This window comes from Oceaniferula flava, from assembly GCF_016811075.1.
Classification (GTDB): Bacteria; Verrucomicrobiota; Verrucomicrobiia; order Verrucomicrobiales; family Akkermansiaceae; genus Oceaniferula; species Oceaniferula flava.
The window spans coordinates 291,794-315,241 of the sequence record NZ_JAFBGL010000004.1; the positions used below are offsets into that span (position 1 = coordinate 291,794).

General features: G+C 56.1%; 18 protein-coding genes. 13 read left to right on the forward strand and 5 right to left on the reverse strand.

The genetic code is table 11. From position 1 onward, the window contains the following. Window positions 1–62: 62 nt before the first annotated feature. From abc-f to JO972_RS08390, 11 genes are all read left to right on the forward strand, one after another. The gene (gene abc-f, locus JO972_RS08340) at window positions 63–1,667 is read left to right on the forward strand and encodes a ribosomal protection-like ABC-F family protein (RefSeq protein ID WP_309489574.1); all 1,605 of its coding nucleotides are present in this window, start codon (window positions 63–65) and stop codon (window positions 1,665–1,667) included. Window positions 1,668–1,844: 177 nt separating this feature from the next. Continuing rightward, on the forward strand, window positions 1,845–3,287 hold the full coding sequence (locus tag JO972_RS08345) for a Wadjet anti-phage system protein JetA family protein (RefSeq protein ID WP_309489575.1): 1,443 nt from the start codon (window positions 1,845–1,847) through the stop codon (window positions 3,285–3,287). Beyond that, the gene (locus JO972_RS08350) at window positions 3,284–3,985 is read left to right on the forward strand and encodes a DUF4194 domain-containing protein (RefSeq protein ID WP_309489576.1); all 702 of its coding nucleotides are present in this window, start codon (window positions 3,284–3,286) and stop codon (window positions 3,983–3,985) included. The genes JO972_RS08345 and JO972_RS08350 overlap by 4 nt, the downstream gene beginning before the upstream one ends. Then, a complete protein-coding gene (locus JO972_RS08355; protein ID WP_309489577.1) occupies window positions 3,982–7,359 on the forward strand; it encodes an SbcC/MukB-like Walker B domain-containing protein in 3,378 nt (1,125 codons plus the stop codon). The genes JO972_RS08350 and JO972_RS08355 overlap by 4 nt, the downstream gene beginning before the upstream one ends. A 231-nt stretch (window positions 7,360–7,590) precedes the next feature. After that, window positions 7,591–8,292 (forward strand): 3-keto-disaccharide hydrolase, encoded by a 702-nt coding sequence (locus JO972_RS08360; RefSeq protein WP_309489578.1) that lies wholly within the window; start codon window positions 7,591–7,593, stop codon window positions 8,290–8,292. 25 nt (window positions 8,293–8,317) lie between these two features. Next, entirely contained in the window at window positions 8,318–9,193 is an 876-nt protein-coding gene (locus JO972_RS08365) for a c-type cytochrome (protein ID WP_309489579.1), read from the forward strand. Between the two features lie 11 nt (window positions 9,194–9,204). Beyond that, window positions 9,205–10,746 (forward strand): DUF7133 domain-containing protein, encoded by a 1,542-nt coding sequence (locus JO972_RS08370; RefSeq protein WP_309489580.1) that lies wholly within the window; start codon window positions 9,205–9,207, stop codon window positions 10,744–10,746. Window positions 10,747–10,830: 84 nt separating this feature from the next. Then, window positions 10,831–11,274, forward strand: coding sequence for a hypothetical protein (locus JO972_RS08375; protein WP_309489581.1), 444 nt, complete (start codon window positions 10,831–10,833; stop codon window positions 11,272–11,274). 301 nt (window positions 11,275–11,575) lie between these two features. Then, window positions 11,576–14,185: a cytochrome c peroxidase gene (locus JO972_RS08380; protein WP_309489582.1), complete on the forward strand. Its 2,610-nt coding sequence runs from the start codon at window positions 11,576–11,578 to the stop codon at window positions 14,183–14,185. Between the two features lie 56 nt (window positions 14,186–14,241). Beyond that, window positions 14,242–14,898 carry a PEP-CTERM sorting domain-containing protein gene (locus JO972_RS08385; RefSeq protein WP_309489583.1) on the forward strand — a complete coding sequence of 219 codons (657 nt, stop codon included), beginning with the start codon at window positions 14,242–14,244 and terminating at the stop codon, window positions 14,896–14,898. Window positions 14,899–14,951: 53 nt separating this feature from the next. Then, complete coding sequence (locus JO972_RS08390) at window positions 14,952–15,809, forward strand: hypothetical protein (RefSeq protein ID WP_309489584.1); 858 nt, start codon at window positions 14,952–14,954, stop codon at window positions 15,807–15,809. A 60-nt stretch (window positions 15,810–15,869) separates the two neighbouring features. Here JO972_RS08390 and JO972_RS08395 read toward each other — a convergent pair whose 3' ends face one another. From JO972_RS08395 to JO972_RS08415, 5 genes are all read right to left on the reverse strand, one after another. Next, entirely contained in the window at window positions 15,870–16,820 is a 951-nt protein-coding gene (locus JO972_RS08395; protein ID WP_309489585.1) for a glycosyltransferase family 2 protein, read from the reverse strand. A gap of 238 nt (window positions 16,821–17,058) precedes the next feature. Then, window positions 17,059–17,967, reverse strand: a complete 909-nt coding sequence (locus JO972_RS08400; RefSeq protein WP_309489586.1) for a DMT family transporter — start codon at window positions 17,965–17,967, stop codon at window positions 17,059–17,061. A gap of 7 nt (window positions 17,968–17,974) precedes the next feature. Further along, a complete protein-coding gene (mpl, locus tag JO972_RS08405; protein WP_309489587.1) occupies window positions 17,975–19,351 on the reverse strand; it encodes a UDP-N-acetylmuramate:L-alanyl-gamma-D-glutamyl-meso-diaminopimelate ligase in 1,377 nt (458 codons plus the stop codon). A gap of 46 nt (window positions 19,352–19,397) precedes the next feature. Then, window positions 19,398–20,279 carry an HAD family hydrolase gene (locus JO972_RS08410; protein ID WP_309489588.1) on the reverse strand — a complete coding sequence of 294 codons (882 nt, stop codon included), beginning with the start codon at window positions 20,277–20,279 and terminating at the stop codon, window positions 19,398–19,400. A 231-nt stretch (window positions 20,280–20,510) separates the two neighbouring features. Next, window positions 20,511–21,308, reverse strand: a complete 798-nt coding sequence (locus JO972_RS08415; protein ID WP_309489589.1) for a PP2C family protein-serine/threonine phosphatase — start codon at window positions 21,306–21,308, stop codon at window positions 20,511–20,513. Window positions 21,309–21,531: 223 nt separating this feature from the next. Between JO972_RS08415 and JO972_RS08420 the strand changes: the two genes are divergently transcribed. Then, window positions 21,532–22,020, forward strand: a complete 489-nt coding sequence (locus JO972_RS08420) for a hypothetical protein (RefSeq protein ID WP_309489590.1) — start codon at window positions 21,532–21,534, stop codon at window positions 22,018–22,020. A 122-nt stretch (window positions 22,021–22,142) separates the two neighbouring features. Beyond that, complete coding sequence (locus JO972_RS08425; protein ID WP_309489591.1) at window positions 22,143–23,420, forward strand: hypothetical protein; 1,278 nt, start codon at window positions 22,143–22,145, stop codon at window positions 23,418–23,420. The last annotated feature ends 28 nt before the right edge of the window (window positions 23,421–23,448 follow it).

The following is a 23,448-nucleotide window of genomic DNA, read 5'->3' on the forward strand; positions in this document are numbered from 1 at the left end:
TGGAAGGTTAAAACGGTGTCATTTGGGGGTGACAAATGCCTAATTTAGGGTAAGCAACCCGCGTGCTCATCATTCGTAAAATTACCAAGACCGTAGGCGGCCGCACTCTCTTTGAAGATGCGGACATGACCATCAACTGGGGCGAGCGCGTCGCCCTCGTCGGACCCAACGGAGCTGGAAAATCCACTCTGTTCAAGCTCATCCTCGGTGAGGAGGAGTCGGATTCCGGCAGTGTGGAACGCGACGATTACGCCATCACCGGCTACCTCGCCCAGGAAGCAGGTGACCCCGGTGAAGAAACCATTTTGGAAATCGCCATCGGCGTCACAGCCGAGCTGAGTGATGCCATCAAGGTGATCCGCGAAGGTGATGCCGCCGGCAAAACCGACACCCCGGAATACCACGCCGCCCAAGACACCTTCGATGCCGCTAACGGCTACCAGCTGGAACCCAAGGCGAAGAAAATCCTCGCCGGTCTCGGCTTCGATCAAGACGCCTTCGACCAACCGGCGAACAAATTCTCCGGCGGCTGGATCATGCGTGCCCACCTGGCCAAACTGCTGGTCATGGAGCCAGATCTTCTGATGCTGGATGAGCCCACCAACCACCTCGACCTGATGGCACTGGTCTGGCTGCAGCAGTATCTCAAGACCTACCCGGGTGCCCTGCTGATGATTTCCCACGATCGCGACTTCATGGACGGCCTGATCGAGACCGTTTACGAAATCGACGAAGAGAAACTCATTTCCTACACCGGCAACTACACGTCCTACCTCGAGCAGCGCCAAAAACGCTACCAGCAGAAGGTCCAGGCCTACCGCAATCAGCAGAAGGAAATCGATCGCATCCAGGAGTTCATCGACCGTTTCCGCTCGGTCACTTCCAAAGCCGCCCAGGTGCAAAGCCGGGTCAAGCAGCTGGAAAAAATCAAACGCCTGCCAAAACCGATCAAGCCCCGCAAGGTGTTCAAATTCAATTTCCCCCAGCCAAAACGATCCAACCAGAAGGTCATTCAGCTGGAGAAAATCCACAAGGCCTACGGCGACAAAGTGATCTACGAGAGCCTCGATCTCACTATCGAACGAGGCGACCGCATGGTGCTGGTCGGCCCGAACGGTGCCGGTAAGTCCACCCTCTTGAAAATCCTCGCTGGCGAACTTGAGTTCGAAAGCGGCGAGCGCGACTGCGGATACAACACCGATCTGGGATACTTCTCCCAGCACCGCACCCAGACCATGAACGAAGCCAACACCGTGCTGGAAGAAGTGATGTCCTGCGGTGGCGACATGCGCGAGGACGAGGCCCGCTCCATTCTCGGGTCCTTCCTCTTCCGCCGCGCCGATGTGCACAAGAAAATACGCGTGCTCTCCGGGGGTGAAAAATCCCGCCTCAGCCTGGTCAAGTTCCTTGTGAACCCACCGAACCTGCTGCTGATGGATGAGCCCACCACTCACCTCGACATCATCTCCATCGAAGCCCTGCTGCAGGCGTTGAAGCACTACGAGGGCACCCTGGTGTTCATTTCCCACGATGTGCACTTCATCCGCAACCTCGCGGAAACCACCCTGCACATCGATAACGGTAAGCTGACACGCTACGCCGGCGGCTACGATTACTACCTAGAGAAATCCGGTCTCGACGATTCCCGCGGTGCGGTGATCGCCTAAGCCAGCGAAGGCTGGGCCGCCCGGTCCATCGACAAGTCAACCAAGCAGCGGACCACAGGGTCCGCTGTTTTTGCTTCCTCCCTCAGCCTGGGTAAAAACACGTCTGCAAAGAAACTTTTTCTGGAGCTTTACGCGTCTGCTGTCACTCTGCGCCGAGCCAAAATCTCCCACTTTTCCGTGTCGAACGATCGCTTCTCATCCGCCCTTTTCAAAGAAACCAGGGGCCCTGCCTTTTTCCGCATCTTGGCTGGAAAAAACGCACCGTTCTATGTCGATGCCTTGAGCGCTCTGGAACGTGAGGCCACCGATAGCACCGAGGGCATTTCTCGCGAAGTCGCCATCGGCCTGATCGAGGAAACGCTGGAGGCTCACCCTGGTGTGGAGTTTGAGCCGGACGAGCTCGCCGAGTCCCGTGACCTCCGTGAGAAAGCGCGAAACCTGCTCGATGTCTTCATCAAAAGCCACTGGCTGGAGGAACCACCGCGGCGCGACTGGCGCAGGGTGATTTTGTTCGATGCCCACGGCGCCACCATGATCGCCGCGCTGAAAAAAATCGCCTGGCCGGATGCCGCCGTTTTCACCGATAAGATCACCGGCGTCTGCTCGATGCTGGCCGATGACGCCAGCCTCGCCGAGCAACCGTGGCAGACGATCGAGAACTGCCTGGCCAATGTCAGGGACGGGGTCAACGAACTCCGCTCGATGCAAAAATCCGTCCAGCGCCACACCCGCCGGCAGCTGGAGGAGGAGACCATTCAGGGGAACCTCTCGGTGGTTTTCGACGAATACACCGATCAGATTTCCCACTCCTGCTACGCCGCCCTGGTCCGCTCGCGCTTGCCAATCCGGCTACCGGATACCGTCGAGCGCATCGCCGGCCATATTTACAACGACGCCGCGATGATCAATGCCATGCAGGAGGAGGTCATGAAACGCTTCCCTGAGATCACCGCAGACTCGGCACGCAGTCGAGTCCACGCCGCGCTGGACGAGCTGATCGAACTACTCGAGCTGGTGCTGCCAATGGCCGATGAGGTCGACCGCCGGACGGCCGATTTCACCCGTCGCTCACTCGCCCGTTTCCGTTATTTGCAAGACGTCACCGGCGAGCGCCGCACCGAGCTGAAGAGCTTCTTCGAGGTGGTGAACCAATCGCTCTCCGGGCGCAAGCTGCAGCAGTCGAATCCCTCATTGCCGGAGCTCCCTCAGCTCTTGCTGCCCACAGTCAAACTTCCGGCCGGTCTGGACACACTCTATTCCCCGCCAAACCGCCGCCCCCCACTCGAGCAGGGCGCCTTCGAGGACGAAGTCAGCGATGCCGATCGCGAGTCCGGCCTCGATGACATGCAGCGCACCATCCGCGACTCCCTCTCCGTCGCCCGCGCCAACCGCCTCGCTGCTGCGCTGCCGGGAGGCAAAGGAACTCGTATCGAAAGCGATGCCCTGGAGCTGCCGGAAGACGCCGCCGCCGGAGATCTCATCGCCCTGTTGCTGCACGCCGAAGCCCCTGACGCCCGCTACCGGCTGGATGTCAGTCGCGTGGCAGACGAAAACCAATCACCACCCGTCGACACCATTTCCACCACTCACGTCGAGCGGTTCGCCGTCATTAAAAAATGAATACCGAAGAACCAAGCGCCTTTCTCACCGAGGAAGTCCCCTCCCTGCTATCGCTGTCTGAGAACGATCGTGATCGTCTCGCCGAAGTGCTCCAGGAGCTGCTCTCCACAGGATCGATCAATGGCCTGGAAAACAGCCGCTCGAACCTCTATCACTGGGCACGGCAGCACGACGACTGGCTGCGCGAGATCGCCGCGCTCAATGGCTTGGACGTTTCCATTCACCACGAGGAACGCCTGATTCAGGCCACGCCACGCAGCGCCGGTCTGCGTCTTCGGCTAACCCAGGACGCCACCCTTGTTTGGCTCGCACTCTGGTTCGCTGGCGACGTCCGCTGGCGCGATGAGGGCGCCGATCAGGCATTTTTATCAGTCGCGGAGCTGATGGACCTGATCCACGACCAGTTGCTGCCGGACGTGACCGGTCGCTTCCCCCGCGGTCGCCTGCGCGACATCCTCCGCCACGCCTCCCGCCTCAACCTCATCAAGCTCATCCACGCCGAGCCATTTGAAGAAACCGGCATCGAGGTGCTCCCCGCCATCCGCCGGGTGATCCCCTTCCGCGACCTTGCCGATTGGCAGGAAACCGCCGCGCAGTTCCAGCCGGAAAGTGATGCCGAACTCGAGGAGCAGGAAGAAGACGATGAGGACGACGTGAAGGACGAACAAGAATCAGCCCCAGAAAACGACGAAGTATGAGCCGCGCCATTCAACTCACCAAAATCCATGCCCTGAACTGGTATGGCTACCGTGACTCCCTGCCCGTCCAAGGTAACCTGGTTCTGGCCGGGGTGACCGGATCGGGAAAATCCATCCTCATGGACTTGCTGATGCTGGTGCTCGTGGGGCCGGAGCGTGCCCACCACCACTTCAACCGCTCCGCCACCGGCAGCAAGAGTGATCGCACCATCAAGGGCTACTGTTTGTTAGACACCAAACGGGAGGAAAACGGACAGCCGCAGTATTTCCACGATAAGGGCGTCACGACCTACATCGCCGCCGAGTTCACTTGGCCGGACGGCTCACGGGTGGAAACCTGGGGCCTGCGCTTCGAGTTCCGCTCCGCTGGCGAAAACGACGGCTCCACCACCCCCTTCTTCTGCCCCGCCTCATTGGAAAAAACAGATTTCCTGCAGGAGGCCGACGATGGAAAACTGCGCCCCAGCTCGCTGGCCCCCTTCAAGCGCATGATCGAGTCGCACGGTGGTCGCCTGTTCTCCTCGGGCCGCGAATACCTGCGCGACATGGCAAACCCAAGCCACCTGAATTTCAATAAGGACGTGCTGCAGCGACTGCTCCCCAGCGCGATGTCGTTCACCAACTTGAAGTCCTTCGATGATTTTTGTCGCCAATTCGTCCTCCCCGCCGAGGCCGTGCCAGTGGAGGATGTGGTGTCTTCTTTCCGCGATTTTCAGTCGTATGAACGTGAACTCAAGAGCCTGAAGGACCAGCTCGATCGGCTCAGCAAGATTCGGGAAATTCACAACAGCCACCAGAAAGCCACCTGTGACCTGCAGGTTGCCACTTTCCTCGCATCCGAGTTCGCCCACCTCGATGCCAAACAGAAGGCAGAAACCACCCGCGAGCGACTCGATTTGCTCAAGGAGGAAAACCGCAGCGATGAAGAACGCCTGGTCGAGCTCGATCAGCTTTCGCGCGAATGCCGCCAGCGCAAGGAGTCGATCCAGGCGCTGCAAAACGAGTCGTCCGAAGGTCGCTTGTATAAGAAACTCACCGACGACCTGATCGAGCTCGACAAGGAGATCGAGGTGCTGCGGATGAAGGCCACCCGCATCGATCACCAGGTGCAGAAACGCATCGAATCCGCCCGCGCCTGGGTCGCTGAGATCGAGAAGGCCCCGCTGGAGAAAGCCGTCATGACCAGCGAGATCGATCAAGCGATCGAGACCCTGCAAAGCTGCGAAACCCAGGATTCCGCAACCAGCCTGCACCTGCTCGCCAACGCCGCCGACCAGGTGGTGCAATCGCTCAGTCGGTCCTTCGAGCCGGACGCCGCCGAGCTGCGCCGATTGCGCAGTGAGCAATCCGAACTCAACGCCAAAATCAACAAGCTCAAGGACGGAGTCTCCCCTGCCCAACAGCCGCTGCTCAATGCCCTGCAAGCCCAGCTGCCCATCCTCGATCAGCACAAGCCACCACGCGCCCTGCGTGAGGTCTGCGAGGTGACCGATGAAAAATGGCGCGTTGCCGCGGAGATGGTTTTCTCGGAAAAATTCGCCGTCTTGGTCGACCCCGATCACTTCGAGGACGCCCGCAGCATCCTGCAGCGCCTGCCTGAATCCGAGCGCGCCAAGGCAGAGCCACAGCAGCTGGTCGATCTCAGCAGCAAGACCGATCCCCCGTCCGTGCTCAAGGGCTCTCTCTCAGAAACCCTGGAGACCTCGGACCCTGACGCCCGCCGCTATATCGACTCCCTGTTCGGCGAAATGATCCGGGTGGACAGTCCGGACGAGCTCAGCTTCCACCCCACAGCGGTCGCCGCCAATGGCATTCACCGTCGTCACGGCAGCTACATCAGCCCCGCGCCCTATGATGACCAGCCGTTCATTGGCGAAAAAGGCCTCAAGCGTCAGCTGGAAATCAAACGCCAGCGTCTCAGCGAGATCGAAGCCTCACTGCGTCGACTCGAGCCGATCGAACGTGAAGTCGAGCGACTCATCGCCGCCCGCGCCCAGCAAATCCCCCAGCACCACGACATCCTCAACGAGCTGGTGCGGGTGGAGGACCTGCCGGCGAAACTGGCGAAGTATGATCAGGAAATGGAAAAACTCGACGCCATCAAAAACGATGAGTTCGAGCAACTCCGCTTCGAAGCCGAGGACCTTCAGGAGGAAATCGACACCCTCGCGAAGGAGGAACGGTCGATCTTGAAGAAAGGCAAGATTTCCGAAATCCAGCGCACCGAGAAAGAACTTACCGGACTCGAAGAAGTGGCCAGCCGCCGCGAGGATGATTTTTCCAGAGTCCAGCTGCGCATTGATATCCACAAATACCTCACACGCTACAACGAGTGGAAAGAGGAGGCCCTGGAATACACTCCCGCCCTCGACGTGCTCGCAGGTGAGTTCAAGAAATCCGCCGCCAAGGCCGAGATCGATGCCACCAAGGCAGAAGGCGAGCTGAAGCTGGCGATGACCGAGTTCAAAACCACCTTCGCCCCCAAGTTCGACGACCTCCCCGACGACGGAGCCGATGCCGCGCCCTACGTCACTCGCCTCGAGCAGATTGAAAACGCCAACATCCCCGAGTATGAGCAGAAATCCGTCACCGAGCGCAAACGCTGGGAGTCCTTGTTCCGCACCCAGGTGCTCAGCCGGATGCAGCAGGCGCTGAAAAATGTCGAGACCATCATCCGCCTGCTCAACCACCAGCTGCGCAAACCGATTGGTCACGATCGCTATAAAATCGACAAGCATCAGAACCCGGATTTCAAAATCTATCGCCAGCTCATCGATCTCAACTCGCTGCACCACGAGGACGAATTGTTCTTCTCCAGCATGGGCGATGAACTTCGCGAGGCGCTCAGCGAGTTCTTAAATACCCTGGTGGAAAACTCCAACAGCCCGGAGGCTGCGCGATTGTTAGACTACCGACAGTATTTCGACTACGATCTCACCGTGACTGATATCCGCGATGCCGACGGCAAAGCCATCAGCGTGGATAAACAAAGCGGCAAGATGAGTGGTGGCGAAAACCAAAGCCCGTATTTCGTCGCCATCCTCGCCAGTTACCTGCACGCCTACAACCGTCACGAAAGCCGACGCCAGGAGCCGTCACTCGCCCTCGTGCCCATCGATGAAGCCTTCTCCAAGCTTTCCGGCGAGCGGATTCAGAACTGCATCGAAGCCATGTCCGAGCTCGATCTCCAAGGCATGTTCTCCATGTCCAGCGGCAACATCCCCTACGCCTTCAGCCAGTGTGATGAACTCATCGTCATCTCACGCAAAGAGGAACGTCGCGGCACCCGCGTCGGTGTCCGTAACGTCCCCGTCATCCTCTACCGCGACTCCGAGGAGGGCAAAAAGTGGATGCAGGAAGCGGCGACGAGTTAAGGGAACACGAATCGGCACCACTCACTACTCAGCCCCCGCGACGGGGTTTAGTCCACGTGCGCGCATGTCAGAGATGTCATCAACCTGCTGAAAGGTTTCTTGGGATCAGCTCGTTAAGCTGTATCTGACCCACCGGCGAATGCCTGTCATCGTGCAGGTATGGAATCGACGCGACCGCGCCGACATCGCTAGATTGAAGGTCTCTCTTTACAAACCGCCTCTGACCATTCCATGAAAAAGAACTTACTCCTTCTCGCCGGTCTCCTGCTCGGCTCCGCCACCGTCCTTCCTGCCGAACCTGATGCCAAAAAAGCCCAGCCCGGAGCATGGGTGAATTTGCTGGAAGGAGATTCTCTCGAGCTCTGGAGCGGCGGCTCGATCACCAAGCTCAAGGCCATTAAAGAGATCGGCCCTCAGTGGTCAGTAAAAGACGGCGTGCTGAAACTCGATAAGGAGAAAAAAGGTCGCGGTGGACACATCATTACCAAGAAAGACTACTTCAATTTCGAACTCAAATTCGAGTTCAAGATCAGCGAGGGCGGCAACAGCGGGGTGAAATACCGCACGAACAAGGGCATCGGCATGGAATTCCAAATCCTCGACGATCAAAAAGGCAAGGATAACAAGAACCCGAAGAACAGCCTAGCATCGCTCTATCAGCTTGTGGCCGCGCCAGCTGATAAAAAAGCTTTCGCACCGAACACCCAGTGGAACAAAGGTCGCATCGTCGCCAACGGAAACACCATCGAACATTGGCTGAATGGGCAAAAAGTCGTCAGCATTGAAGTCGACTCCGCTGATTGGAAAGAACGCTTCGCCAAGAGCAAGTATAAGAAATACGACGACTTCGCGAGGAACCCCGGCCCGATCCTGCTGCAGGATCACAGCGACACCGTCAGCTACCGTAACCTCATGGTTCGCGAGCTTAAGTAGTCACCTCACCTAACACACCCGGCGCATGAAAGTTCATCCCATTTTCAAATCTCCGGCGCTGCATTGTCTGGTCGCCGCTCTCCTAACAGCCGGAGCCCAGGCGCAGAGCAAGAAGGAGAAAAAACCCGAGCCAGCGGCATTCACCACCAACTGCAAAGCTTGTCACCAGCCGCAGACTGATGTCGTGGGACCATCGCTGGTAGAAATAGCGCGGATTTACCCCAAGGAGAAAAGGGAACAATTCATCCAATGGTGCATCGACCCCGGAAAAAAACGGGCCGACAAGGCGCAGATGCCCTCGATGGCCCACATTCCGAAAAAAGAACTCATCGCCGTGCATCAATACGTGCTGGAGGCCGCCAGAGGCCTGAGACGTATCCGCATGCCGAAGGCTGACCCATTCGAGAAATCAAAGCACTACACCAAACGTCCACGCGTTTTCCGAACCTTCATCCCCGACACCGGACCAGCCTCAGCCATCGTTGCCCTGCCAACTAAGGACCTCCACAACGTCATCTGGGACACCGATCAATGCGCCCTGCGTTACATCACCACCGGTCAGCCAGACGGCTATCCTTACTGGCGCAGCAATGGTAATTCCGAAGCCAAACCGGGCAAGAAAGTGTTCACCGAAAGCCAATCGGTCTTCGATCCAAAAACGACCCAATACCTAGGCTACAAAGTCGACAAGGACGGCTATCCCACTTTTCTCTACACCGTCGGAAACATCCAGATCAGCGAGAGCTACAGCGTCCACGACGGCAAGATTCTCCGCGTGATCCAATCCGCCAGTGAATTGCCCAAACATCAGCTGCATCCATCTGATAAATCAAAACAGCTCAAGCGCAGCATTCGACAGGAGGGCAACACCCTAACGATTGAGTATAGACCAAAATCCTAGCTCCCGATCCGATGAATATTTTCACTCTAACAACCATCGCCGCACTTCTGGCATGCAGTCCGGTGACCCAGGCGTATTTCAACTGGGAAGACTACTACCAGATCGAAACCATCGACGGCCCAGACGGAGTCGACTTTCAAATCGGCGGACTGGATCACGACAAAAACGGCAACCTCATCGCCTGCTTCCACCGCGGCGAGGTGATGAGCTACAACGAGACTTCGAAACAATGGAAACTATTCGCCTCCGGCCTGCACGAACCTCTCGGCATCCATGTCGAAGACGAGGGCACCGTGCTTGTCATCCAGCGAGGTGAGCTGACGCGCTTGCACGATCAGGACGGCGACGGAACGGCCGATTTCTACGAGGTGGTTTGCAACGATTGGGGCCTATCCGGCAACTACCACGAGTTCACCTTCGGCCTAGTCAAGGACTCGAAGAAAAACATCTACATCGCCCTAGGAACCGCCTCTAACGGATCAGGTGTGAGAGAGAACATCCGTGGCGAGTGGAACAACACCGGCGGTCTCACTCAGGACAAGTTTCTCTACGGCGGCGAGCACGGCGCGTGGAATGAGAAGAAAAAAATCATCCCTAGAATGTATGCCCGCGTTCCCTACCGTGGCTGCATTTTGAAAATCACCCCCGGCTCACGCAAGGCCGAGGTTTACGCTACCGGCGTGCGCACTCCCAATGGCCTCTACATGGATAAAAACGATCAACTATGGGTCACCGATAACCAGGGCGACTGGGTAGGTGCCTCGAAGCTGCATCACATCATGCCCGACGGCTTTCACGGTCACGTCGCCTCGCTGCTCTGGTCGAAAAACCCACCCAAAATCACCCCCGCCGAGCTCCCTGTGGATGAGCTCGATGCGCTCCGCGTCCGCGCCCCCGGCCTGTTTCCCCAAGGCGATGCCGGTAACTCAATCACCCAGCCGCTGCCGCTGAAACCCAGCTTCGCCCCACTAAGCAAAAGCAGCCTAACAGAAGAACAAATCATCATCGGTGAGATGAACCACCCACGGGTCGTTCGCTACCTGCCCGACGTCGTCAATGGAGTGCATCAGGGGACCGCCTCGCACATGATCGTTACGGGCCAACTCGATGCGGGCAACAACCGCCTGCTCTACTCTCGTGACGGAAAATCGATCTACTTCGGCAAAACCCACCTCAGCTGGCCAGGCCGTGAAGGCATCAAGAAAGTCACCTACACCGGCAAACCCTACCTCATGGTGGAGGCGGTAAAGCTGACACCGAAGGGGTTCCGCTTCACCTTCAATGCCGAGATCCGCACGGACAAGTCCGCCGCCGATTTCCGCATCGCATCCTATGGCTTCCAATACCACTCCGGCTACGGGTCGAAAAAGATGAAACAGAGCAGCGAGGCCGTTGCTGACATCAACATCGACGGCAACACTCTGGAAATCGAACTGCAGAATAAGCCGGTGAAAAACCGGATGTATGATATCACACTGCCCAGTGCAATCACCTCCAAGCTCAGCGATCTTTCCTACCCACGTTACTGGTACATGGCGCACGAAGTCTATTGATTTCATATCGAGAACTTTTCGTCAAAGAACAGATTGGAATTCGTTGACATTAGTTACCTCCACGTTTATGGGGAGGCACTCGTCATGGTCGCTGTGATTCCATCAATTTTAGCACGCCTAAGCCGCATGGTGGCTGACGTGTTACGTGTTGGATTCATCTTGTTCCTCGCCCTCCTCGTCAGTGGACTTGCCCCCATGGTTATTCAAACCTACGGCTGGTATGACATGGCGAAAAAAGCAGGCGGCGTAGAGAAGATCGTCGAAGTCGTGACCGAGGCACCGCCCTGTGAGTTTTGTAAAGCTGCCCAAGAAATGCAGCAGAAGTCAGAGCCTAACAAAGATAATCCACCGAGCCAAGATCGTGTGGAAATTGTCAAAGTCTACGCGCTTCACAACAACCTTGATTCCTTCAAGGCCAGATCCTTTTCCCCACCATCCTCACAAGCAGGATGGTCGGAAAACAATGAATTAACCCCTGATAGCCTTGTTCAGGCGCCTTCCACTCCTCCTCCGGAGTTCCTTGTCTAATCAGACCTTTCCAGGCGGCACCTTGTAAGCCGCCCACAACATCCGCGAACGTATGCCACACCAGCTGGCAGGACACATCGCGCGTGGCTCCTAAGCCCGCGTATCGAAAGAATGACGGCACACCCGTAGGGTAGGACGATCTCACTTAACTGTTAGATATATCCACTCCCTGGGCACAGGCATCTGTGCGCCCACGTCTCTCGTCTACGTCGGTATCATCAACGCCCATCTCTTCGATGGCAGCTTCATCGTGGCTGCCTCTATGGGAGAGTGCGCACTAACATCTTAACCTAACAATATTATGCTATCTCAATCATTACGCATCATCGCTTTCATCGGTCTGAGCCTCTGCCCTCTGGCAGCGGACAGCACCTTTGAACCCAGGCCTGTGCACCCACTCGCCATCAACTCAAACGGCAGTCGCCTCTTCGCCGTGAACCCTGCCGAAGGTCGACTCTCAGTTTTCGCGGTCGGTCCGATCGAACACACCCAGCCCATTCTCATTGCTGAAATCCCCGTGGGGCTTGTCCCTGTCACCGTGCGTATGCGCAATGATGACGAGGCGTGGGTTGTCAACGAACTCTCCGATACCATTTCCGTGGTCTCCATTTCCTCACGCAGCACCATCGCCACCATTCACACTGGCGACGAGCCTGCCGATCTTGTTTTCCACCAAGGCAAAGCCTACTTGACCTGCTCACGCGATAACAGTGTGGAGGTCTACGACGAAGTCACGCACGACCAGCTCAGCACGATCCCGCTGCAAGGCCTTTTACCAAGAGCCCTCGCCACATCTTCTGATGGCTCGGTCCTGCACGTGGCCTTCCAGCATACCAGCAACGGAACCACCATCTTACCCCGCCAAATTTCTCCAGCACAGACAGTTCCAGCCTACACGAACCCTGATTTACCCTCACCTCCTCTGACGGCAAAAATTGTCTCGGTCGATCATGCCGATATCGGCTACAACGTGCTCGATCACGATATCGCCAACATCGATGTCGCCACCGAATCGGTGACTTACCAGGGGGCGGTCGGCACCAACATTCTGGCCTTGGAGCGCCTCGGTAACGGCTCGCTCGCGGCGGCCAATTCGGAAGCTCGGAACCTCATTAGCTTCGAGACCGAGCTGAAGTCGCGCTTCGCCTACAGCCGGGTGGCCACCGTCACGGGATCTACTGTTTCCCAGATCGACCTCAACGACAACCCGGATCCCAGTTTCCCCACCGTCAACACCGCGTCTGCAGCCACCGCTCTGGCCCAGCCGATGGCTTTACTCGCCAAGGATAGCGACCAGATCTGGGTCGCTGCTTACGGATCGGATCGGATTGCTTTAGCCGACACCACGAACTCCGCGATTCTTCAGCGCGTTGACCTTCGTGGGCTGGATGCACCGGCTGCGGAACGAAGCGCATGGACGGTTCGAGGTCCGCGAGGTTTGGCCAAGCACCCGTCGCTGCCATGGCTCTACAGCTATAACAAACTGTCCCACACCCTATCGGTGATCGATACCCGCAGCTATCTCCCCGTGGCCGAGGTCTCGCTCGCATCCTTTGAAGATCTGGATTCTGATTTGAAAATGGGACGAGCCTTCCTGCAGGACGCCCGACTCTCCGGCAACGGCTCCGTTTCCTGCGCCACCTGTCACATTGATCTCGAGCGCGACGGCATGGCCTGGGACCTCGGTGATCCGACAGGCTCGATGCTCAGTATCGTTGGCTATTTGCGTTCTATTCATGCTTACACCACGCCGATCACGCATGACATTCATCCGATGAAAGGCCCGCTGACGACTCAGACTCTGATCGGCTTGAAAGACCAGACCAAGCTCCACTGGCGAGGTGACAAGCCATCCATCCAATCCTTCAACTCCACCTTCCCCAACCTCATGGGCGGCACGCTGCTGCCGGATGAAGAGATGGATAAAATAGCCAATTACCTGAACAGCCTGAACCATCACCCCAACCCTTATCAAGAACTTGATCGCAATCCTCCGGCCACCCTCAACGGCGGTGATCCCATCGCGGGCGTGGGTGTATTTGCCCTCTTTGACAACCACTGCATCGAGTGCCACAGCCTGCCATCCGGCACCAGCAATAATATCGATCTACCGAGCAACGTCGCATCGACGCAACCGCTCAAGGATCCACCTCTACGGACTCTCTATCAGCGCCAGTATTTCAACCCAACATCAGGCGGGGACAGCATCACCGGCTTTGGTTTACTTCACAATGGCACCGGCAGTGAGTTCCCCATCGTGCACCCCTACACCCTGCACATCCTCGACAATCCAAATCGTGATCAAGCGGTAAGAGATCAGGAAAAACTCGATCTCACGGCCTTCTTACTGTCCTTCGATACCGGAACCGCCCCCTCGGTAGGAGCGCAAGTCACTCTCAACACAATCACCAAAACACAGACAGCCACCTTACAGCGGTTGGAAATTTTGGAAAACCAGACCGCCGGCGAATTCCCCAACTCCGACCTCGTTCTACGCGGCATCTATCAGGGCAACAGACACTCTTTTGTCTATTTACCCGACAGCGAAAGCTATCAAGCAAACTCACCATCGATCCCCAATCAAAGCAGAGCCGATCTCATCGCCAGCATGGAATCCACGGATGTTCTTATCGCCACAGGGGTGCCCCTTGGTAGTGCCCAACGCTACGCCATCGATCGGAATAGCAACGGCATGGTCGATGGTGAGGAACAGCCTCCGCAGCTGACAGTGGATACAGCTCGCCAGATCAGGTGGCCGAACACGCAGTCCGGCTGGCATCTGCTGAAAAGTGGCGACCTCTCGCAATGGTCACCTTTTACCGCGCCCGTGGAAGACACGAGCACTGAATTCTCCACCCAAGACAACAGTTCCGACGGCTCAGCCTTCTTCCGCCTTCTTCGTAACTGGTAACACCTTTCTTCAACAAGAAACTACAACACATAAACAACCAAAATACATATAAACCAATGAAACTAAACATCTTCTTATTCCTCGCTGCAGCTAGCCTCAGCGCGAACGCTGCCACAGTCGACACCACCCTGGGGTCCTATGCGGGAGGCAACTCAAACACGTGGCAAACAACCATGGGAGTCGGCGACGACACCTCGTTTTCCAGTCAGGTGAGCACTTGGGGTTGGGAAGCTCTCGACCTGAACTCATCAGGCGGCACTGGTTGGCGGCACACCTCCCAGTGGCTTGAGCTTACCCTAACGGAAGACGCCATTGTCACGATTAACATTAGCAATGACCCGACAGAAACCATCGCCGTAGGCACCCAGGAACTCTTCCCTTCGTTCACCATCTACAGCGGCTTCAACAACGAGAATGCTACTCAGGCACATACGTATAACAACCGCGCTGACACAACGCTATCAGGCGCCGCCGATCCACTGATCTACCTGAACCACGTGGCTAACTCCACGGAGGATAGCATCAATGTCAGCTACAGCCTCGCAGCGGGAGACTACACCTTCGCCATCGGCGGATTTGCAGAAGAGGTGGAAGGAGTAGATTCGGTCAATCGCACCTACTTTGCCTCTGTCACCACCACCGCAGTTCCAGAGCCGAGCAGCCTGTTACTTCTCGGCCTGTCATCTCTCGGCTTACTTCGCCGTCGTCGTTAGTTCCACTTCAATATCCAGCCCTCAACAGAGGGCTGGATAATTTTTATACGATCATGAAAACTCGTCTCGTCTCACTCGTCAGCCTTGTTCTTGCGTCCAACGCCTTTGCCCACCACGGACAAGATTTTCTCGTCACCCTAGACACCGCCACACCTCACGCAGGTCAGATTTACAGCACCACAGGTTTTGACTACAGCAAGCATGGAGGCGAAGAAGAAACAGCCATCCTGCAGGCCTTTTCCATCGGTCTCCCCGCTGGTTTCACCCTAGGGGCCAGTTACCAAATTTCCAACGAAGGTGATAGCGAATGGGCGGCGCAATCATTCACACCGACGCTCCAATGGAATGCGCCAAGCTACACCTGGGGCCAACATTCCTCACTCTCCTTAGGCATCGCGATTGGCTGGGAAATCCCCACCGAAGGAGAAGACTCCGACCACAGTCACAGCGATAGCCTCGAGCTCACAGACTGCTCCAGCTTGATTGGCATTCCAGCCCTCTATCAGGCCTGCCAGTTAGCCAATGAGCAACGAGCGAACCACACCCACGGCGATGAGCATTCGCACGATGGCATTCACCGCCACGGCGAGAGCCATGGCTTCGTGCGCCTCATCGCGCAGCTTGAACTCGGCCATCATGATCAAATCGCCGCGAACCTCATCGCGGTCTTTCCAGAGGACGACTCACCAGCCTACGGCTATGCCATAGCTTACCGCCACCGCTTCAGCGATTTCCTAGCGGCGGGGATCGAAGCCACAGGTGACTTTGATCGTCACGGTGAGCACCTGCTCTATCTAACGACCACGCTTTATCCGAACGAAAAGGCATCCATCACCTTCGGCGCGGCGGCTGGACTTACTGAAGCCGCGTCAGATTTTGCACTGCAGACCCTCTTCACATGGAGGTTCTAACAGACAAACCAAAGCCTACCACGGCCTACTCGCTCAACGAGGGTCATGGAATTAATCGTTTCATTTCGCCCTCACCCAATGCTTCGTCAAGCTGAGCAGCAACGCATGCTTTCGATACTTCCAGCACCGAGGGTTCCAGCGGATGGCATGTTTCAGGCACGCCCGCGCCGCAACCACATCACCTACTCTCAACCTCATTTTGTAGGCCCTGTGCCAGCGCACTCCGAGCATCATTTTCAACGGTCCGTGATCAACCGCAACTTGTTGATTAAGCACTTCAGCATAGATCGCTTCAAAATCTTTCACCCATTGTTCCTCTCTGTCTGCGTATTTCCTACTCAGATTCCCTTCCTCGCTAGTATCCCCACCATTTCCGATATGAAAAGTAACGGGGGCTCCCTCGGCAAACACCCAGGGTCCTTTGAGAGTCATCGCACCGAAGAATTGAGTATCTTCACCCAGAGTCACTTCAGGCCATGCACCTAGCTCTTGCACAACACTTTTGCGAAGCAGTGAGCAGGAGCTAACACCTGCGCCATATTTAAAGAACCACGTGATGGGGTCCGAGACCATTTCCAGCCCTCCCTTATGCTGCGCTTTAACCCCTGGCGAACAGCGGTAAAAGCGCTCGGTAGTCGCAGCGACCGCATCGGGCTCCGAATCTAACATATTCACACAGCGCTCCAAAAAATCCTCAGGCCAATGGTCGTCAGAGTCTAAAAAAGCGACGTAATCCACACTCTCCACTCTGGAAAGACCTCTATTCCTAGCTCCCGCGACAGTTGACTTCGAAGCACGGATCAACTCCCAGTGGACTCCAGCCGCATGCTGTTCTAACCACTGCTCAACTTCTGCAGCGGTATTATCTGTCGACTCATCATCAACCACAATCAGCGCATCAGGCAGTAATGTCTGCGCTAACACATACGTGAGCGTTTCTTTCAAAATAGCAGCTCGATTGTAAACTGGTATAACAACGGCAACGCTACTCTGGGAAATGGGCGAATTCATGATCACTTTAAATTAACTATGTCGAATGACCCAAGAGGACTAACACTTCTTCTGTTACTTCCACGACTTACCTCAAACTTTTTTCCTTCGTCGAGAAATGACCTCACGGTAAAAATGTGATGACAGAATGCGGTCGAGTCATGGCCATGTAGTAGGCTGAAACTATGAATAAGTCAGCCAATATAATTCAATCGCGAGCCTATATAGTGGTGAAGCAAAGGTCAGACTTTCAATTCCGCTACTGCACTACCTTAACTCTCTGTAGGGCAACGACCGAAAAAATCACCAGCAAGCCGCCGATCCAGATCCCAAGTCCCGGGGTCTCGCCAGCGACTAGCAGCGACGACTCCACCACCGCACACACAGGGACCAGAAAGCGATACCCGGCAAGCAAGTTCACGGGGAACAAGCTGGTGAGATAGTTCCACAAACCAAATCCCACCGCGGAAACCATGGCAAGGTAGCAGGTCAGCAAGATCACCTTCAGGTTGAATAATTGAGTAAAATCCGACCACGCACCGGCGCCAGCCAAGGTTAACATGATGCCGCCTAGCAGAAGTCCGTAACCTGTCGCAGCACGCGCTCCCATGGTTTTCAAAACTCGCTGGAGAATGATCACGCCCAAGGTGCCACTCAATGTGCTGGCACAGAAAAGTATGCCACCGAGCACCGGCTGACCGCTACCAGCCCCCGGCTTGTAGACCGCCAGAAGCACGCCTGCCGCACCAATCCCAATCAGGCTCCACTGCACGCGTGTGGGCCATGGCGTCTTGAGAATCAGCGGCGCCAGCAGCAGCCACCAAAAGCTCCCCGAGGCCACCAGCAAGCCGCCGAGCACCGCGCTCGACACCGCCAAGGCGGTGTAAAACATAGCATACTGAATCCCGGTCTGAGCCGCCGCAAATCCTAACAAGGGCAAGAAAGGCGTGCTTTTCAGCTGCTTGATCGGGCTCTTGGAAATCAGCAGTAGCACGAAGCCGCCAATGATGAAACGCACCCCCGCGAGCAGCAGCCGATTCTGCATGTCGGGGAGCACCTGAATGTTCTCCCACTCGGCATAAATCGCTTTAATCCCAGGGAAGGCACTGCCCCAGAGCAGAGCGCAGAGCAGCACCGCAAAGGGGCACATGCGGGGGGAAACAGTCATCGCAGCATTAGCTTAAACGATCTAACAATTTCTGATGAATCCCCTCGAAGCCACCATTGCTGAGCACGGCAACCGTGTCACCCGACTGAGCCTTATCCCCCACCAATGCGACGATGTCAGTGACCGTTTCGCAGTACCAACATTCGGTGCCGGAGCTCTGCACATCGGCGACGAGTTTTACCGGGTTCAAGCGATCTGCCTCAGGCACTTTTTCCGGATCCGGCACGGCGGGCACGATGGCGAAGTCCGCCTTGCTCAGTGAGCTGGCGAGTTCGTTTTGGAAAATGTTTCGCCGCGTGGTGTTCGAGCGTGGCTCGAAGATCACCCAGAGTCGGGAGTCCGAGTATTGCTGACGCAAGCTATCAACCGCCAGACCAATAGCCGTGGGGTGGTGGGCGAAGTCATCAATCACACGCACACCTCCTGCGATGCCACGCACTTCCTGACGCCGTGCAATGCCTTCGAAGCTCAGCAGCCCATCGCGGATCTGATCCGGGGTGAAGCCGGAGAACTTGGCCGCACAGACTGCCATGGCAGCATTGCGCACATTGAACTCACCGGCCATCGGGATTTGGTAGCGTTCGCCATCGAGATCGAAGCGGGTGCAGTCGGAGGCGTATTCGATCTCGGTCACCTGCAGGTCACAGCTTTCACCCAATCCCACGGTGGTGACCGGGGCCGGTGCACCATCGGCGACATCAAGGCTGTTAGGGCAGTCGCCATTGACAAAGGCCATGCCATTGCGCGGCACGATGTTGAGCAAGCGACGGAAGGTCAGCTTGATTTCATCGAGCGAATCGTAGATGTCGGCGTGATCGTATTCCACGTTGTTCACCACCACCACTTCGGGCAAGTAGTGGAGGAACTTCGAGCGCTTGTCGAAGAAAGCGGTGTCGTATTCATCCCCCTCGAGGACAACAAAATCGGAGTCGGTGAACGCCGCACCTTTTCCCAGGTTGCGTGGAATTCCGCCAATCATGTGGCTCGGATCGACGCCGGCATTTTTCAGCAGCCAGGCGAGCAACGAGCTGGTGGTCGTCTTGCCATGGGTGCCGCTGACCACGAGGTTGCGCTTGCCGCGGAGGAAATGCTCCTTGAGGATTTCCGGCAGGGAAACGTAGAGCAGCTTGCGCTCGAGCGCCGCTTCGGCTTCTTCGTTGCCGCGACTGATCGCATTCCCCACGACGATGACCTCGGCGGTTTCCGGAATGTTCTCGGCTTTAAATCCCGGGAAAATCTGCACCCCCTGATCTTCGAGGAAGGTGGACATCGGAGGGTAGACATTTTCGTCGGAGCCGGTGACGGTGAATCCTTTGGCCTTCATCGCGGCCGCGACGGAACCCATGGCGGTTCCACAAATTCCAATAAAGTGAACGTGTTGCATGAAAATAGTATTCAGATTGAAGTAACCAGGAAGAAGGTGGTGCTTCCTAAAAATGAGGGGCGGAAACGGTGCCGCCTTGGATCTCGTTGGTGCGCCGCAGCAGGATGTTGTCGGCAATTTCGCTGACCATCTGCTCTAACAATAGACGAAGATGACTGCCCTGACGATAATCGGCCGGCGCGATGTGTTTCACGCGGTCTGCCTTGGCACAGAGCTGGTAGCACTTTCGGAAGCTGCGGCGGCTGGGGTCTTCCGGATTATACACCGCGATGGCATTGCCACCATTCTTACGCATCACCGTGAAGCAGGGAACATCCGTCGGGCCATCGCCGACATAAACCATATTCTCGAAAGGGATCGGGCGCAGTTCGGGCGCGAGGTGATCGTTGACGTCTTCGGAGTAGTCTAACAACCCCTTGTTGATTCGGAACAAATATTGGGTTTTTGTGGTGTGGGAAATGGTGCGTTTGGAAAAGCGGATATGGCCCTGCTTGTCTTCGCCAAATTCACAGCCGTAAATTGCACGGAATTGATTGCGAATGCTGCTGCCTTCCAAGAGGGCCTTGAGACCGGACGAGACGATGTAGTATTCCAGTCGGATATCTTGCGCATGATGGTCATCGGTCAGGCACGCATCGCGGATGCCGTCGAACATTTCCGGCACGCCGGGGAAATAGCTCAGGTTGCTACCTAGCTCGGTGAGGCGGGCATTGGATACTTGGTCCATTTCCAGATAATCTAACAAACATTGCATGTAAGCCAGCTCACCATCCCATTGCTGGTCTTGCACCAGCGCGTTGCACTTTTTCCAAAACGACTCCGGATTGATGCCGAATTCAGGGAACACGACATCATCCTGCATGTAGCTCGGACTGAGCGTCTGATCGTAGTCGAAAACGAGCGCGATGGTATTTTGTGCAATGGCCATAGTGATATCTGCCCCGATGACTGGACAAACAAAGAAACCAGCCATGGCCGTGAACAGCAAGTGTGAAAAGGTCGGGCCCGCTTTTTCCGGCCTAGCTCAAATTGTCCAAATCATTGATTACCAACCACCAGAGAACTTCATCCCTCCGATCTTCCTCTGTGACGCTTTGGCCTCGCACCAGCCCAGTTTGAGCCATCGGGAATAGTCACCCGACTAACCCCACCGCCAGGCTCACTCGCCTGATTGACTCGGGATTTTGATGACATTCACCGAGGTGTTGTCCTGTCGCGGCTGCTTGAGCTCACACACCGCCTCCACCAGTCGCTGCGAGATTTCTTCCGCCGAACAGGTCTGAAATTCATCCAGACACTGGGCAATTTCATCAGGAGTCATCGTTTGCAGGCCATCGGAGGCTATGACGACTACATCCCCCGACTGCAGAGGTAATCCGACGGCCGGACAATCGATTAGTTCAACGTCCCTGCCTGTCAGAGCCGATCGCAGCGCATTCCGATCGGGGTGATACTTTAGCAACCGTTCATCAAGATACCCCTGCTCTACCTCCCGAAGCAGCAGTGGCATCATGGAGTGATCTTCATTCAACTGCTCGATGCGACCATCACGATACAGATAGAGCGGAGAGTCGCCTACCGAGATCCAATAAAGTTGATCGCCCTCGACCACAACCGCCAACAAGGTGGTGCCCATGCCTGCGAGCTCAGGGTCCGCTTGGATTGCTAACGAGAGATCCAAGGTCGCCTCCTGCACAGCGGCGGCAAGCATCTCGGGGACTTCCTGCTTTTCCGCCAGGCCGACATATTGACAGTAATCAGCCACGCTGCGCACCACCGAAGCACTGGCGTGCCCACCTGCATTCTCCCCTCCCATGCCATCAGCCAGCACAGTGAGGAGCATCTCTACGCGCCCACCATCAGCTTCTACCAGCAAGGTGAACCCTTGTGCGTCTTCTTGGTAAACTCGGTCGCCTTGAATTTGAACTCCGGCGAAATCTTGATCAGCTTTTAGCATGCAAATGAAATTTTTTTATCAAACAATCATGGATCTATACCCGCGGCTCCTTCATCGGTCGATCATATTCTATCAGCTAACTAGAGAGCCTCTCAATCTTTCGATTAAACCCGCAATTTAAGAAATTGTCGTTCGCAGTCCTTACTCGATTCATCGATCGTCCTCCCATGACTCACTATCTTCGCCCTTGACCCCGGGTTGATCTTCTCGAAGGAATGGAGGCATGAAACACCTAACCTTGCTCTTCATCGCCCTCGTTTTCAGCCCCTTCCTTTCCGCCGAGGAAACTGAGACCCGTCTCACTGAGCTGGACGCCTTTTGGCAGAAGGTATCACTCGCCGTGCAGCAGGGGGATTTCGATTCCTACCAGAGCACATGTCACCCGGATGCTGTGCTGGTCAGCGGGGTGAAGAAGAAAAGTTATCCTCTCGCCGAAGCGCTCAAACGTTGGAAAAAAGAGTTTGACGACACCCGCGACGGCAAGCGCAGGTCACGGGTCGAGTTCCGCTTTTCCCACCGCTACGGCGATGACAAAACCGCACACGAAGAGGGGATGTTCATCTACTCCTACCAAACTCAGGGCGTGGAGTGGCAACACGAATACATCGACCTCGAAGCCCTGCTGGTGAAAAAAGACGGTCAATGGCTGCTGATCATGGAATATCAGAAATCCGTCAGCACCCAGGCCGCGTGGGAAAAGTTGGCCAAGTAAACACCCACTCCTATCCCTGAATTTAGACGCTTGTGCCTAATCCTTAGCCCTCAACTAACAACGCGCAGATCCCAGCATTTCCGCCTTTACGACAATCTTCACAAAGCGCAGAAGATAGAGGCATGATGAAATGTCTCTTCCCCCTGTTCTTTTCACTCAGCCTGAGCCTGACGGCGGCTCCTACGGCCCAGCGTGTTTGGACGTCTACAGCCGGCACCACCGTGGAGGCCTCGGCGGTGAGTTATCAAAAAGGTTCGGTATCGTTCAAGACCAGCGCCGGTCGCGTGATCCGGGTGCCCTTGGAAAAATTAGTCGCCGATGACCAGACGCTGCTGCGTGAGCACTTCGGCATTGTCGAGCCCAAGCCAGGCGAGCCGACCAGCAGCGAGCGCGCATTCATCACCGATGACTTTCCGCACCCCGTGGGCGAAGCGTCCGGACCGATTGAAGCCGGCAATGGCTCCAACTATTACATCTACATCCCCAAAACCCTGCGCAAAGACCGCCCAGTTCCTCTGATGATTTACACCTCGGCCGGTGGCGGCAAGGAGCGGGTGGTGAATCGTTATAAGCTCGGTGCCGAGCTCAATGGCTGGATTATCGCATCCCCAGTAGAATCCAAAAACGGCCCTAGCCACCCGGAGGGTAACTACAAACATAGCAAGCAATGCTTTGAGCATCTCATTGCCACTCTTCCGATCGATCAGGAACGTATCTACTTCTCTGGAGATTCTGGGGGCGGTGCGATGGCTTTTTACAATGCCATGCGCATCCAATCCGCAGGCATCATGCCCTTCGTCGCTTACTCGCCGGAGAATAACTACAAGAAAAAGCACTACTGCTACAGCATCGGAGGGGCCTCTGATTTCAATCGCTATAGCACCGCCAGAGCCGCCGCCCAATATGGCAAACGTGGCATCCACCGCTTTGTCAAAGGTGGCCACACCAATGGACCGGAAGAGGCCGGCGTGGAGGGCATGGTATGGCTCAATGGAATGCACCTCGCCGATACCCGCAAGGACTCGGAGCTGGACGATGATCGACTCGACTTCGAAAGCACACTAATCAACTGGATCAAGGAGCTGACCGAGGAGACACCGCACCGCGCCTACTACTGGTGCGATTTCCTCGTGAACCACTACGAGATCGAAGGAAAAAATGCCTCTCTCGTCGGCCCACTGATGAAAGCTCTGGAAAAGGATCCCAACAACGCTCGCTACGTCGAAGGACTCGAGGCACTGGATGATTTTTCCGATAAATACTTCACCTCAGCCCAAGGCGCCTCCTCGCTGCCTCGCATCAACAAGGCACTGGAGAAGCTCTCAGAGAAATACATCGGTGTGCCTTATATCGAAATGATCTCACTGGAATTGGCCAAACCCATGGCCAAGCCTAAGTAAGGTCGGCGAGTTCCGAGCTGCTCGAGTG